Below are 14,290 nucleotides of genomic sequence, written 5' to 3'. Positions count from 1 at the left end.
CGCGCGGCGTCCTCAACCGCGGGCGCGGCGTCGCCCCGGCACCTTCGAGGAAAACTCCGGAGGGCGTTTCGACACCCATGCGATGAACTTTTCGAGCCGGGGATGCGCGCGCAGCGCCTGAGGCGTGTTGTAGCTGCGCGCCAGTTCGGTCTCCGACAACGTCGCGTGGATCTCCTTGTGGCAGATGTGGTGCAGCAGCACCTGCGGGCCGTGGGTGCCGCCCCTCATCTTGGGCACGAGGTGATGCGAGCTTTGCGGCACGCCTTCGGGGATCGGGCGTTCGCACAGCGCGCAGATCGGCACGGCGTGCGGCGTGGCGACGGCCCGGGCCTCGGTCTGGCGTTTTTCGCGGCGGCTTGGCATGGGGGAAGAAATGGGGCGCCATGCGCACCCCGGCAAGCGCGGCGCGGGGCCGCAGGAGGGCGGCGATGGCGCGGGCACTGGTGATCGGTGGCGGACCGGCGGGGCTGATGGCCGCCGAAGAGCTGGCGCGCGCCGGTCTGCAGGTGAGCGTGGCCGAGCAGATGCCGACCATGGGCCGCAAGCTGTTGATGGCGGGCAAATCGGGTCTGAACATGACCAAGGCCGAGCCGCGCGAAGCCTTCGACGCGGCCTATGGCGCGCGACCCGAGGCGTTGCGCGCCGCGCTCGAGGCGTTCGGCCCCGAGCGGGTGCAGGACTGGGCGCGGGGCTTGGGGCAGGCGGTCTTCACCGGCTCGACCGGGCGGGTCTTTCCCGAGGCGATGAAGGCCTCGCCTTTGCTGCGGGCCTGGCTGGCGCGGCTGGTCGCGGCGGGGGTGGTGCTGCGAACGCGCTGGCGCTTCGCAGGCTGGGACGGGGCGGCGGCTCTGTTCGACACGCCCGAGGGGCGACAGGCCGAGACGGCGGATGTCACGGTGCTGGCGCTGGGCGGGGCGAGCTGGGCGCGGCTGGGCTCGGACGGGGCTTGGGCTGCGCTGATGCCCGGTTATGTCGCGCCGTTCCGCCCGGCCAACATGGGCTTCGGCGTCGCGTGGTCGGATCACATGCGCGCCCATTTCGGGGCCCCCGTCAAACCCGTGGCGCTGATCGCCGGGACACGCCGGGTGCGGGGCGAATGCGTGGTCTCGACGCGGGGACTGGAGGGCGGCGGGATCTATGCCGTCTCGGCGGATCTGCGCGACGGCGCGGCGCTGGCGCTCGACCTGCTGCCCGATCTCGACGAGGCGGAGGTCGCCCGGCGGCTGCAGGCCCCGCGCGGCAAGGCGAGCCTGTCGAACCACCTGCGCAAGGCGCTGAAGCTCGACCCGGTGCGGCTTGCGCTGCTGCACGAGTTCGCCCGCCCCCTGCCGGGGGAGGCGGCGGTGCTGGCCGCGCGGATCAAGGCGCTGCCGGTGCCGCTCACCGGGCCCCATCCGCTCGACGAGGCGATCTCGACGGCGGGCGGGCTGCGCTTCGAGGCGCTGGACGACGCGCTGATGCTGCGCGACCGGCCCGGCACCTTCGCCGCCGGGGAAATGCTCGACTGGGAGGCACCGACCGGCGGTTATCTGCTCACCGCCTGCCTTGCGACGGGGGCCCATGCGGGGCGCGGGGCGGCGGCATGGGCGACGGCGCGGGGCTGAGACGGTCGCTTGCTTTCATTTGGCCGTGCGCCTCGCTACTGTGCGCCGAGCGAGCAGGGAGTGCAGCAAGAGATGACGATCAGAGCGATGCGCCGGGGCGGGGCGGCGAGCCTTCTGGCTCTCTTGGCGACGGGGGCGGTCCACGCCCAGGCGGTTTCGGACCGCGGGCTGAGCTATACGCTGTACGGCACGCCGGGTCTGATCGAAATGCCCTCGGCGCTGAGCGCCAAGGACGGACAGATCGCGGCGACCATCGGCGGATTCGACGGACAGGTCCGGACCACCTTCACCTTCCAGCTGCTACCGGGCCTTTCGGGCAGCTTCCGTTACAGCAGGATCGATGATTACACCCTGCCAGGGTCCGAGGGCCAGATCGAAGACTACTTCGATCGTAGCTTCGACCTGCGCTATCGCTTCAACGATGAAACCGCGATCCTGCCCGCCTTCGCGGTGGGCCTGCAGGACTTTCTGGGCACCGGCGCCTACGGCGCCGAATACCTTGTGGCCACCAAGACCTTCGGTGACAAGCTGCGGGTGACCGCCGGCTTGGGGTGGGGGCGTCTGGGGTCGCAGGGCGGCTTCGACAACCCGCTCGGCGTGCTCTCCTCGGAGTTCGACGAGCGCCCCGGCCTCGATTTCGGCGAAGGCGGCACATTCGCCGTCGATCAGCTCTTCAAGGGGGATGCCGCGCTGTTCGGCGGCATGGAATACGCCGCGACCGACGATCTGACGGTGAAGGTCGAATACGCCTCGGATGCCTATGAGCGCGAAACCGAGCTGGAGTTGATCGAGCGCGACTCCTCGCTCAACTATGGCGTGGTCTACCGCCCGCTGCCCGGCGTGCAACTCGGCGCGTCGTGGCTCTATGGCTCCGAGCTCGCCTTCACTGGCACCTTCCTGATCGATCCTTCCGAGCGGCCCTTCGGCCCCGGCCTCGATCCCGCGCCTTCGCCGATCCGTATTCGCCAAGGCGACGCCCGCGCCGCCAGCACGTGGGACCGGGGGGTGATTCCCGAAGCGACCATCAGGACGGCGCTGCAGCAGGCGCTCGCCGCCGAAGGGGTCGAGCTGTCCTCGATCCAGCTGTCGGACCGCGCCGTGCGCCTGCGCTACACCAACACCCGCTACCGCGCCGAAGCGCAGGCGATGGGGCGCATCGCGCGCATGTTGAGCCTCGGCCTGCCCGATTCGATCGAACGCTTCACGCTTGAGCCGATGCAGCGCGGCGTGCCGCTGTCGGCCGTGACGCTGAACCGTTCCGACATCGAGACCTTCTTCGACACCGCCGGCGGCACGCAGGCGCTGTCGGAGCGGCTGGTGCTGACAGATGCAGGGCCGGCCGCGGGCCTCGTCGATCTGCCTCGCGTCGATGACCGCTTCTCCTACGGTCTGGCGCCCTATGCCCGGATCACGGTGTTCAACGGCGACGACCCGTTCCAGGTCGAACTCGGCGCGCAGATCAGCGGCCGTTACGAGATCACTGACAGCATCGTGGCCTCGGGCACGCTGCGCCAGCAGCTCTATACCAACCGTGAGAATCCCGAGCTGGTGGTTGCCGAAGGCGACGAGCCCTACCCGGTGCGCCGCAACGCCGCGCTTTATGCCGATCAGGGCACCACCGGCATCCGCGACCTGACGCTGGCCCACTACGGACGGGCCATGCCCGACGTCTATACCCGCGCCACCGGCGGCTATCTCGAGGAAATGTACGGCGGTCTCTCGACCGAGGTGCTGTGGAAGCCTGCCGACAGCCGCCTCGGCCTCGGTGCCGAGGTGAATTATGCGCGCCAACGTGATTTCGATCTCGGCTTCGGCTTTCAGGACTACGACGTGGTGACCGGCCATGCCTCGGCATATTACGATTTCGACAACCGCTTCTACGGGCAACTTGATGTCGGCCGCTACCTTGCGGGCGACTGGGGCGCGACCGTGACGCTCGACCGCGAATTCGAGAACGGCTGGGCCGTGGGGGCCTATTTCACCCTGACCGACGTGCCTTTCGAGGCCTATGGCGAAGGCTCCTTCGACAAGGGCATCCGGGTGTCGATCCCGCTCGACTACGTGGTCGGCCAGCCGACGCGGCGCGAAGCCTCGACCTCGCTCGCTTCGTTGCAGCGCGACGGTGGCGCCAAGCTGCGCGTCGACGGGCGGCTTTACGAGGTGGTCCGCGACGGGCATCTCAACGATCTCGATGACGGCTGGGGGCGGTTCTGGAAATGACGATGCGGATCAGAATGACGGGCGGGCTGCTCGGGATGGCGCTCCTGGCAGGCTGCGGCGGTGCCGCGGATCTTAGCGGCGCTCTGCAAACGGCGGTCGCGCCGCTGGTGGGTACGCAGCAGGCTGCCACCCCGGCGGCAGGCGCCCCGGCAGGCACGGCAGGCCCGGTCGATCCTGAGACGCTGAGACGGGTCGATCTCAACACGCTGGGCCTGACCGGTACGGCGCAGCGGCTGGTCGATAATGGCGCCTCGGCGACTTTCGCAGGTCCGGGCGGTCTCACCTACACGATGCGCGACGGGATGCTGGTTTCGACCCGAGGTCTCGGCCACGACCTGATGGCCGCGGAGACGCGCCAGAGCCGGGCGGCGCTGCGCGCCGGTGGCGGGCAGGCCTTGCGAGTGCACGAGACGCTTGATGGTTTGGATCGAATCGAACGGGCCGAGTTCGACTGCACCGTGACCCCGAAGGGAGTCGAGTCCGTCGATCTGGGGCAGCGCCGGATCACGGCCCGCCGGTTCGACGAGTCCTGCAAGGGTGCGGCACTGATCTTCGACAATTATTACTGGCTCGACGATGCCGGAGAGGTCGTTTCGTCGCGTCAGTTCGTCAGTCAGACTGTTGCATATTTGCGCAGCAGCGACCTTTAGTTTGGTTTTTGGGAGGGTGAGAACTGGTCATCCAGCTTGTGTGATACACCTATCTTGGCTATAGCCGACCTAACGCTTTGTTATCAACTGGAGTAGAGACATGCGCCTCACCAAGACCCTCGTCGCCGCCGCCGTCGCTGGCACCCTGACCGCCTCTTCGGCTTTCGCCGGTGGCCTGGCCGTCGAAATCGTTGAGCCCCCGGTTGTCGTGGTCGAGCCCGAAGCCCCCGCCGCTCGCGGCTCGCTGTCCGGCCCCCTCGGCTACCTGCTGCCGCTGGCCGCCGTTGCTGGCCTGGTCGCTCTGGCCGCTTCGGACGACTCCTGATTTCAGGATCATCCGGCTTTCGGGCCGGATGAGCGGAACGGCGGACCTTCGGGTCCGCCGTTTTGCGTTTGAAGGCAAGGATTTGGCAAGGGTGCGCCGAGCGTCGCCGCTGCGGTGGTGCGCGGGAAAAGCCGCCGCCCAAGCCTCTCAGCGGCGCGCCATCATCGCCAGTCGGATCAGTGCCCGCTCGACCAAAGCCTGCGCCGGGGCGCGGCTGGCCGAGCGCAGTTGCAGGTCGGTCTCGATCAGAAGCGCCAGCGCCCGCTCCAGTCGCGCGGCACCCCAGCCCGAGGCCTGGCGCAGCATCGCATCTCGGCGCGGTCCCCAGACCGGCGGGCGCAGCCGGCCGATGCCCTGTCCCGGCCCGGCGGGATCGCTCGCCACGCTGTGCAGTTGCCGAAAGTGGCGGAGCGCCATGATGCACAATGACACCGGCGTGGTGCCTTGCGCATAGAGACGGCGCAGCAACGCCGCGATCTGCGGCGCGCGCCCCTCCGCCACCACCGCAAGCAGCGCGTCGGTTTCGGCCTCGGTCGAGCGTGGGGCTACGGCAGTGATGTCGGCCGCCGTGGTGGGGCTGGCGTCGCCCTGCTTGTAGAGGCCGAGCTTTTCCATCGTCATGCGGAACGCCCCTGGATCGAGGGCGCGCGACAGATCCTGCAGCAGCGCGCGACCGTCGACGTCGGGATCGGGCACGCCCGAGGCGGCCAGCATCGCCGCGATTTCCTCGGGGCCCGGCGGATCGTCATAGATGCCGATGCTGACCACCCGAGGATGCGCCTCAAACAGCTTGCGCAGCGCCGAGCGGGCGGGAAGCTGCCCGGCCGTAGCGAGGATCTGCGCGTCGCCGGGGGCCCAGTCTTTGAGGGCCGCGTCGAACAGCGGCGCGAGCCCGTCGGTCGCGCCCTCGACAAAGACCACGCGCGGGCCCGGAAAGAAGCTCTGCGCCTTGACCGCATCGATCAGCAGCGCGGCCTCGCGGCGCAGATCGGCGGCGGGCAGGCGGCTCAGCCGCATCTCGGCCTCGGCCTCGCGACCGGCGAGGCCCGTGATCACTTCGGCGCGGCGCTGCGCCACGCGCATCGCGTCCTCGCCCCAGATCAGCGCCGCCGCGACCTTGGGGTCGGGCTTGGCGAAGAAGGCCGCCGAATCGCGCGCCGAAAGCTTCATTCCGGCGCGGGTACGGCCAGCAGCCGCGTCGTGATCTGGACGGTCAGCAATCTGGCCAGACGCTCGCGCGCGTCGCGCTCGGCGGCCTCCGAGGCGACGGTGCCGAGCGTGGCGGAGTAACCCGCGAAATCCTCGACCGTGCCGAACGCCAGCACCGGGCCGTCATCCAGAGGCCGCAGCTCGTATTCAGCGCGGCCCAGAAGCCGGTAGCGCAGCACCGCGCCCTCGGCGCTGACCGCCGCCTGTTCGACCTCTTCGGAGGTCTCCAGCGTCAGTACATAGCGCGGGGCCTCGGCCGGGCCGAGCCGGTCGAGCAGCCGCGCGCGGAGCAGGTAGCCCAGAAAGGTGGCCGGGGCCTCGACCCGTACCTTGCCATGCAGCCGCGCCGCATCGCCGCCCGGCCCGAAGGCGGGGGTGAACCCGCAGCCGCCGAGCGCCAGCGCGCCCAAGAGCCAGCGGCGGCGCGAAGGGTCAGACGACCACATTGACGATCCGGCCCGGCACCACGATGAGCTTTTTCGGGGCGGCTCCGCCGAGTGCCTTCGACACCGCCTCGTCGCCCAGCACCAGTGCCTCGATCTCGTCCTTGGGCATCGCCTTGGGCACGGTGATCTCGGAGCGGCGCTTGCCGTTGATCTGGATCGGCAGGGTCACGCTGTCCTCGACGAGGAACCGCTCTTCGGCCACCGGCCAAGGCGCGGAGGCGACGAAGCCCTCACCGTCCAGACGCGTCCATATCTCCTCGGCGAGATGCGGGGTCATCGGCGACATCAGCTGCGCGAGGGTGCGGGCGGCCACACGGCGCGTCCCGGCCGAAGCGGACGATTTCGACAGCACCGAGGTGAAGGCATAGAGCTTGGCGATCGCGGCGTTGAAGCCGAAGCTTTCGAGCCCGAGCGTCACGTCGCGGATCGTGCGGTGCAACTGCCGCAGCAGATCCTCGTCGGCGTCCGCATCGCCGTCCGTGGCCTCAGCGACTTCGTCTGCGATGCGCCAGACCCGGGCGAGGTGCTTGTGCGCGGCCTCGGCGCCCGAGGCGGTCCACTCCACGTCGCGCTCGGGCGGGCTGTCGGACAGCACGAACCAGCGCGCGGTGTCGGCGCCGTACTGCGCGAGGATCGCGTTGGGATCGACCACGTTCTTCTTCGACTTCGACATCTTGGCCGAAGGGATGATCTCGACCTTTTCGCCGCTGTCCTTCAGCGCGCCGTTCTCGACGCTCTCGGGCAGGTGATAGACCGGCCGACCATTGGCGTCGCGGGTCTGGTAGATCTCGTGCGTGACCATGCCTTGGGTGAAGAGCGCGTTGAACGGCTCGATCGCCTTCTCGGGCAGGTGGCCGGTCGCGTGCATCGCGCGCGCGAAGAAGCGCGAGTACAGGAGATGCAGGATCGCGTGCTCGATACCGCCGATATACTGATCGACGTTCATCCAGTACTCGGCCTCGGCCATGTCGGTCGGCGTCCCGGCGTGGGGCGAGGTGAAGCGCGCGAAGTACCACGACGAATCGACGAAGGTGTCCATCGTGTCGGTTTCGCGGCGTGCCGCCTTGCCGCAGCGCGGGCAGGGGGCGTCGCGCCATGTCGGGTGCCGGTCGAGCGGGTTGCCCGGCACGTCGAAATTCACGTCGACGGGCAGGCGGACCGGCAGGTTCTCCTTCTTCTCGGGCACCGCACCGCAATCGGCGCAATGCACGATCGGGATCGGCGTGCCCCAGTAGCGCTGGCGCGACAGGCCCCAGTCGCGCAGCCGGAAGCGGGTGACGCCGCGCCCGACGCCGTGCTCCTCGCAAAAAGCGATGGCGGCGTCGATCGCGGTCTCGCCGCTCTGCTCGGTCTCGCCGGCAAAGCCGCGGATGTAGATGACAGGCTCGGATTTCGGTGGCACGTAAGCCGGGCCGCCATCCTCGGCCAGCGCCTGCCCGTCATCCTTGGCGGGGGCGAAGGTCGAGATCACCGGCAGGTCGTATTTGCGCGCGAAGTCGAGGTCGCGCTGGTCATGGCCCGGGCAGCCGAAGATCGCGCCGGTGCCGTAATCCATCAGCACGAAGTTGGCGATCCATACAGGCAGCGCGCGGCCCTCGTCGAAGGGATGCCGCACGGTGAGGCCGGTGTCGAAGCCCAGCTTCTCGCCGGTCTCAAGCGCTTCCTCGGTGGTCCCGCCCCTGCGTGCCTCGGCGCAGAAGGCGGCGACGTCCTCGCGCTCGGCCTCCAGCGCGCGGGCCAGCGGATGATCGGGCGAGATGCCGACGAAGCTCGCGCCCAGGAGTGTGTCGGGACGGGTGGTATAGACCTCGATCCGGTCATGGCCATGCGTGGTCTCGGTGAGGCCGAAGGCCATCTCCAGCCCGCGTGAACGGCCGATCCAGTTGGCCTGCATCAGCTTGACCTTGGCGGGCCAGTCGTCGAGCCCGTCGAGCGCCGAGAGCAGCTCGTCGCTGTATTGGGAAATCTTGAAGAACCACTGGGTTAGCTCGCGCCGCTCCACGTCGGCGCCCGAGCGCCAGCCCTTGCCGTCGATCACCTGCTCGTTGGCGAGCACGGTCATGTCCACGGGGTCCCAATTCACGACCGCGTTCTTACGGTAGACGAGGCCCTTTTCGAGCATGTCGATGAACAGCGCCTGCTGCTGGCCGTAATATTCCGGGTCGCAGGTGGCGAATTCACGGCTCCAGTCGATCGACAGGCCAAGCGGCTTCATCTGCGCGCGCATGTCGGCGATGTTGCTGTAGGTCCATTCCTTGGGATGGCCTCCGCTCGCCATGGCGGCGTTCTCGGCGGGCATGCCAAAGGCGTCCCAGCCCATCGGATGCAGCACGTTGTGCCCCGTCGCCACCTTGTGACGCGCGATGACGTCGCCCATCGTGTAGTTGCGCACGTGGCCCATGTGGATCCGCCCCGAGGGGTAGGGGAACATCTCGAGCACGTAGTATTTGGGCTTGTCGGCGCTGCGCCGCGCGGTGAAGAGGCCGGCCTCGTCCCAGGCGGCCTGCCATTTGGCTTCGATCTCGGCGGCGGTGTAGCGCGACATGGTATGGTCCCTCGGATGGTCTGGCTGGGCTCGGCTGGGGCGTTTCGACCCGCTGGCGGTGATACTGCACATCGCTCCGCTGTGCCACTCCCACGCACATGAATGCGTGGTCCCAAAAGCGAAGGGCGGCCCCGAAGGACCGCCCTTGCCTGATGTCGTGATCCGGTCGGATCAGAATTCGAAGGAGACCTCGACGGTCGTGCCTTCCTGGAACTCGGGATCGCCGATCTCGTCCTCGGAGTCGTCGCTGTCGTCGTCGCCGTAGGAGACGAGGAGCTGCGCGCCTTCGGCCAAGGCGTAGGTGCCGGCGACGTAGTAGTCGTCACCCGCATCGGACACGCCGGCGAAGAAGTTCAGGCCCATGCCGAAGTCGTAGCCGGCATCGATCGCCCAGTCCTCGTCGCCGTCGACTTCTTCGTAGGCGGTGGTGACGGTGAGCGCGCCCGAGACATAGTCCACGGCGACGCCGTAGCCGTCATCCTGATCCGACTCGGCCACGTAGAAGGCGCCGAGGGTCACGGGACCGATCGGGTAGGCAGCTTCGATGCCGGTCGAGTCTTCCTCGGTGGTCAGGTTGCGGGCATAGGCCACGTCGACATCGGCGCCGGCGAAGGCGGAACCGACCGACACACCGATGAGCTCGTCGGGCTCAAAGTCGCCGTTGTCGATGATCGGAGCTTGGTTGAAGTCGTTCTCTTCAGCCTGGTAGGCCATGCTGAACTGGAACGCGCCGAATTCACCGGCCACGCCGACCGAGTACTGGTCGAGGGTGTCGTCCTCGGGGGTGAGGAAACCGTTCTGAAGGTTGTTTTCATCACCGTCGAAGCTGTCGTCCACGAGGGCCGAGAGCGAAACGTCGAGGCCGTAGGCCATGAAGTCGCCGCGCAGCACGGTTTCGCCGTCGGTCTCGGAGAAGCCGTCATTGGCCATTTCCGAAACGCCGTCCCAGCGCAGGTTGGCGGCCTGATCGGTGTCGCCGAAGTAGAGGCCGGCGGTCTCGGAGGTCAGCGACAGCACGAAGCCTTCGGCGAAGATGTCGCCTTCGAGCTGGTTGTCGACGACGTCCGAGGTGACGGTCGCGGCGGCGACGAGGCCGTTGTCGAGCTCTTGGCTGAAGGTGATGCCGAGCTCGGCATCCCAATAGAAGCCCTTGTCTTCGTCGTCTTCGGAGATCGCGTCGGTGTCGTTGTAGCCCAGAGCGGCTTCACCCGAGAAGGTGATTTCAGCGGCGGCGGCGCCGGCAAAGGCCACGATCGAGGCCGAGGCGAGCAGGATGCGTTTCATGATTTTCCCTCGTATTTGCATTCCCGAGAATGCCAGTCGAGCCAGCATTGAGGTTTTCATTGCGCACCGCCCCCTTCACACTCAAGGAGTTTGGCCCCCCCGCTCAGCCCTGCCCAATAATTGATGCAACGGGGTCACACACTTGTCAGATGGAAAACCGGAACCAATCAGGAGATACGCATGTCGCTCGACCGGATCAGGAGCAGCATCGACACGGCGGCCAGCGCGGCCGGTCGCGACCCCGGCGAGGTCACTCTGATCGCCGTCTCCAAGATGCAGCCCGAAGACCGGGTGCTGCCGGTGCTCGAGGCCGGCCACAGGGTATTTGGCGAGAACAGGGTGCAGGAGGCGCAGACCCGATGGGGCAGTCTCGCGCCGCGATTCCCCGGGGTCGAGCTGCATGTGATCGGCCCCTTGCAGACCAACAAGGCGCGCGCCGCGGTGGAGATCGCCCATGCGATCCATTCGCTCGACCGGCCCCGGCTGGCCGAGACGCTGGCGCGGCTGGCACAGGAGCGGGGCGCCTGTCCGAAGCTCTATGTGCAGGTCAACACCGGCGCGGAGCCGCAGAAGGCGGGGGTGTTGCCCGATGAGGCAGATCGATTCGTGGCCCGCTGCCATGAGCTGGACCTGCCGGTGGTGGGGCTGATGTGCATTCCGCCCGCCGAGGAGGAGCCGGGGCCGCATTTCGACATGCTGCGCGAGATGGCGGCGCGCAATGGTCTTGCGGGTCTATCGATGGGAATGAGCGGCGATTTCGAGGCCGCCATCGCGCGCGGCGCCACCCATGTGCGGGTGGGCTCGGCGATCTTCGGCGCACGAGACTGAGGCAGGCGCCGGGTCTCAGGCGGGCAAGGCGGGGGCCGTGCGCCGTTCGCGTATCGGCAGGTGCACGATCGCCGACAGCGCGCCGACGCCAACGCCGACCCACCACACCGCTTCATAGCTGCCATAGGCGTCGTACATCCGGCCCCCGAGCCAGACACCCATGAAGCTGCCGAGTTGGTGGGAGAAGAACACGATGCCATAGAGCGTGCCCATATAGCGAAGCCCGTAGAGATGCGCGACGAGGCCTGAGGTGAGCGGCACCGTGGCGAGCCACAGGCTGCCCATCACGCCCGAGAAGATCAGCACGGTTGCGGGCGTCATGGGCGTCAGGATGAACCACGCCGCCGCCAGCGTCCGGCCCGTGTAGATCCCAGCCAGCAGGTATTTGCGGCTGAAGCGCTTGCCCGCCCAGCCCGCCGCGAGGGTGCCTGCGATGTTGGCCAGACCGATGATCGAGATCGCCACTGCGCCGAGGCCCGACGTGGTGGTGATGCCCATCCCCGCCAGAACGCCCCCTGCCGCGATCGGCGCGCACATCTCGGTCACGAAGGCCGGAAAATGCGCGGTGATGAAGGCAAGCTGGTAGCCGCAGGAGAAAAAGCCGAGGAAGATCAGCGTATAGGAAGGGTCGCGTATGGCTCGGCCCAGAACGCGTCCCATGCTGTCCTGCAACTCCGCCGTCGAGGCGGGCGCGGGCGAGCGCATCATCGGCAGCACGAGCAGGGTGGCGAGAATCAGCCCCGCGAAAACAATGAACACCGACTGCCACGTCATGTAGCCCAAGAGGATCTCGGCCATCGGCGCGCCGAAGACCTGACCGGCCGATCCCGCCGCCGTCGCCACCGCCAGCGCCATGGAGCGGTTCTCATCGGACGCTGCCCGGCCAACCACGGCGAGAATCACCCCGAAGCCCGTGCCAGCAATGCCGAATCCCACGAGGATTTCGAGCATCTGGTGCTGCAGCGGGCTCGTCGCCCCCGCCGACAGCACCAGCCCCGCCGCATAGGCCAAAGCGCCCAGCACGATTGCCTTGCGGTCGCCGACCTTCTCGGCCATCGCCGCGAAGAGCGGCTGGCCAAAGCCCCAGGCGAGGTTCTGGATCGCGATGGCGAGCGAGAATTCCGCACGCGGCCAGCCGAATTCCTCGGCCACCGGGATCTGGAACACGCCGAAGCTCGCGCGGATGGCGAAACCCACCATCACGATGAGGCATCCGGCGACGAGAACGGGAGTGATGAGCGGCTGGCGTGTCATGCGCGATCTAGGCTGCGATCCCGCGGTGCTGTCAATCCATGCCATGCGCATGTAGCGGCCTTTGGGTCGAGTATTTGAAGAGTAGGATGGGCCCGTTTCAAGGAGCAGGCGCCGTGTCCCACAGGTAGAGGAGATCCGTGATCAGCGCATCGCCGATCCGTTCGGGGCGGCGCTTGGCCAGCCGCGCGCCCGTGGCCTCGTAGAATCGGCAGGCGCGGTCGTTTCCCTCGAGCACCATCGCAGAAAGCGGGCCGGGGGCGGGACCGAGGGCCGCGGCAAAGAGCGCGCGGCCAAGCCCGCCCCCTTGCGCCGCACGCAAGAGATAGAGCGCGTAGAGCTCTTCCTCGACACCGCGCGCCGCCAGCGCGGCCTCGCGTTGCGGGCCGATCTGCGCGAAACCCGCGCCCGGCGCGATCATGATCCGGCTCGTGCCCTTGGCGATCTGCTGCTCCCATTGGCGCAGCCGCAGGTCGCGGTCGTAGCGGGCGATCTCTTGGGCGGGCAGGAGGCCGGGATAGGTCTCGGCCCAGCAGGTCACGTGCAATGTGGCGAGGTCGGCCACGTCATCGGGCCCGGCTTGGCGGATCTTCATGGGGCCGATGCTGCCGCGCCGGACCCGGCTTTGCAATGTGCCGAGCGGCGGCTATGTCGCTCGGCATGAGCATACAGGACGCCTACCGAGCCCGTGTCGAAAGCGGTGCGCTGAAACCCGATCCGGCGCAGGAGGCGGCCCTGCCGGCGCTCGACCGCGTCGCGCGCGAACTCGCGCGGCAGCCCGAGCCGCAGCGTGGCGGCTGGTTTCGTAAGCCGAAAGCGCCCGAGCCGGTCAAGGGCCTCTACCTGTGGGGCGGCGTGGGGCGCGGCAAGTCGATGCTGATGGACCTGCTCTTTGAAGAGATCGACCTGCCCAAGGCGCGCTGGCACTTCCACGCCTTCATGCAGCGGGTCCATGCCGACATGAACAAGGCCCGTGCCCAAGGTGTGGACGACGCCATCGCGCCGGTGGCCGAAGGTCTGGCGGGCGAGCTGCGTTTCCTCGCCTTCGACGAGATGCAGATCACCGACATCACTGATGCGATGATCGTCGGCCGCCTGTTCGAGAAGCTGTTCGAGCAGGGTGTGACCATCGTCACCACCTCGAACCGGGTGCCGGACGACCTCTACAAGAACGGGCTGAACCGGCAGCTTTTCCTGCCCTTCATCGAAAAGCTGAAGGCACGGATGGAGGTGTTGGAACTTGCCAGCCCCACCGATCACCGGCAAGGGCGCCTCAAGGGATCGGAGAGCTGGATCATGCCGGGTGATTCGACCGCGCGCGCCAAGCTCGACGCGATCTGGGAGGATCTCGCGGGCGCGCCGGGCGGCGAGCCTCTGGTGCTGCGCGTTTCGGGGCGTGACGTGACGGTACCGCAATATCGCAACGGCATCGCGAGGGCGGGGTTTCACGAGCTGTGCGGCAAACCTCTCGGCGCGGCCGACTACCTCGCGCTGGCCGAAGCGGTGAAGATCCTGATGATTGACGGCATCCCGCGCCTGTCGCGGTCGAACTTCAACGAGGCGAAGCGTTTCGTGACCCTCGTTGATGCGCTCTATGAGGCCAAGACCCGTCTGGTGGCCTCGGCCGCTGCGGCACCGGCCTTTCTTTATGTCGAGGGCGAGGGCAGCTTCGAGTTCGAGCGCACCGCGAGCCGCCTTGAGGAAATGCAGGCCGAAGGCTGGGGACGCAGCTAGGGCGGATGACCGGAAAAATTGAAGGAGGCCGCTTCCCTTGGCCTCCTTCCATACTGTCCAGATTGGCCATGCGACACTCTGATCTTGGTGTCGGGAGCCTCTTTGGTTCGTTCCCCTGCGAACCAGATGCCCATCCTTGGATGAACAGGTCAACCTCAGGGGGAAATTCCGTAACGTCCTGAACGCAGGGCGAG

General features: G+C 67.8%; 13 protein-coding genes. 6 read left to right on the top strand and 7 right to left on the bottom strand.

Annotation, left to right across the window (positions count from 1 at the left end; genetic code table 11):
- Positions 1-12: 12 nt before the first annotated feature.
- Entirely contained in the window at positions 13-363 is a 351-nt protein-coding gene (locus ACJASC_RS02270; RefSeq protein ID WP_415143207.1) for a hypothetical protein, read from the bottom strand.
- A gap of 65 nt (positions 364-428) precedes the next feature.
- Here ACJASC_RS02270 and ACJASC_RS02265 point away from each other — a divergent pair, with 65 nt between their 5' ends.
- The 4 genes from ACJASC_RS02265 to ACJASC_RS02250 all read left to right on the top strand — a co-directional run bounded on the left by ACJASC_RS02265 (position 429) and on the right by ACJASC_RS02250 (position 4,799).
- Entirely contained in the window at positions 429-1,604 is a 1,176-nt protein-coding gene (locus ACJASC_RS02265) for a TIGR03862 family flavoprotein (protein ID WP_415143205.1), read from the top strand.
- Between the two features lie 72 nt (positions 1,605-1,676).
- Positions 1,677-3,824, top strand: a complete 2,148-nt coding sequence (locus ACJASC_RS02260) for a YjbH domain-containing protein (protein WP_415143203.1) — start codon at positions 1,677-1,679, stop codon at positions 3,822-3,824.
- Between the two features lie 2 nt (positions 3,825-3,826).
- Positions 3,827-4,474, top strand: coding sequence for a YjbF family lipoprotein (locus ACJASC_RS02255; RefSeq protein ID WP_415143201.1), 648 nt, complete (start codon positions 3,827-3,829; stop codon positions 4,472-4,474).
- Positions 4,475-4,574: 100 nt separating this feature from the next.
- Positions 4,575-4,799, top strand: coding sequence for a hypothetical protein (locus tag ACJASC_RS02250; protein ID WP_021694619.1), 225 nt, complete (start codon positions 4,575-4,577; stop codon positions 4,797-4,799).
- A 147-nt stretch (positions 4,800-4,946) separates the two neighbouring features.
- Here ACJASC_RS02250 and holA read toward each other — a convergent pair whose 3' ends face one another.
- From holA to ACJASC_RS02230, 4 genes are all read right to left on the bottom strand, one after another.
- A complete protein-coding gene (holA, locus tag ACJASC_RS02245) occupies positions 4,947-5,969 on the bottom strand; it encodes a DNA polymerase III subunit delta (RefSeq protein ID WP_415143199.1) in 1,023 nt (340 codons plus the stop codon).
- Complete coding sequence (gene lptE, locus ACJASC_RS02240) at positions 5,966-6,454, bottom strand: LPS assembly lipoprotein LptE (RefSeq protein ID WP_415143197.1); 489 nt, start codon at positions 6,452-6,454, stop codon at positions 5,966-5,968. Before lptE ends, holA begins: the two co-directional genes overlap by 4 nt.
- Positions 6,441-8,999 carry a leucine--tRNA ligase gene (gene leuS / locus ACJASC_RS02235; protein ID WP_415143194.1) on the bottom strand — a complete coding sequence of 853 codons (2,559 nt, stop codon included), beginning with the start codon at positions 8,997-8,999 and terminating at the stop codon, positions 6,441-6,443. The genes lptE and leuS overlap by 14 nt, the downstream gene beginning before the upstream one ends.
- Before the next feature lie 171 nt (positions 9,000-9,170).
- Positions 9,171-10,283, bottom strand: coding sequence for a porin (locus tag ACJASC_RS02230; RefSeq protein WP_415143192.1), 1,113 nt, complete (start codon positions 10,281-10,283; stop codon positions 9,171-9,173).
- Positions 10,284-10,463: 180 nt separating this feature from the next.
- On the opposite strand from ACJASC_RS02230, the gene ACJASC_RS02225 reads away from it, so the two are divergent.
- Positions 10,464-11,111 carry a YggS family pyridoxal phosphate-dependent enzyme gene (locus ACJASC_RS02225; RefSeq protein ID WP_415143190.1) on the top strand — a complete coding sequence of 216 codons (648 nt, stop codon included), beginning with the start codon at positions 10,464-10,466 and terminating at the stop codon, positions 11,109-11,111.
- Positions 11,112-11,126: 15 nt separating this feature from the next.
- Here ACJASC_RS02225 and ACJASC_RS02220 read toward each other — a convergent pair whose 3' ends face one another.
- Positions 11,127-12,365 (bottom strand): MFS transporter, encoded by a 1,239-nt coding sequence (locus ACJASC_RS02220; protein ID WP_415143188.1) that lies wholly within the window; start codon positions 12,363-12,365, stop codon positions 11,127-11,129.
- A 97-nt stretch (positions 12,366-12,462) separates the two neighbouring features.
- Positions 12,463-12,957 (bottom strand): GNAT family N-acetyltransferase, encoded by a 495-nt coding sequence (locus ACJASC_RS02215; RefSeq protein WP_415143186.1) that lies wholly within the window; start codon positions 12,955-12,957, stop codon positions 12,463-12,465.
- 65 nt (positions 12,958-13,022) lie between these two features.
- On the opposite strand from ACJASC_RS02215, the gene zapE reads away from it, so the two are divergent.
- Positions 13,023-14,096: a cell division protein ZapE gene (zapE, locus tag ACJASC_RS02210; protein ID WP_415143184.1), complete on the top strand. Its 1,074-nt coding sequence runs from the start codon at positions 13,023-13,025 to the stop codon at positions 14,094-14,096.
- Positions 14,097-14,290: the final 194 nt, after the last annotated feature.

The organism is Limimaricola cinnabarinus (assembly GCF_047631075.1).
GTDB classification, from domain to species: domain Bacteria; phylum Pseudomonadota; class Alphaproteobacteria; order Rhodobacterales; family Rhodobacteraceae; genus Limimaricola; species Limimaricola cinnabarinus.
Note: the sequence above shows the minus strand (reverse complement) of the source record. Positions and strands in the feature narration are given on the sequence as shown.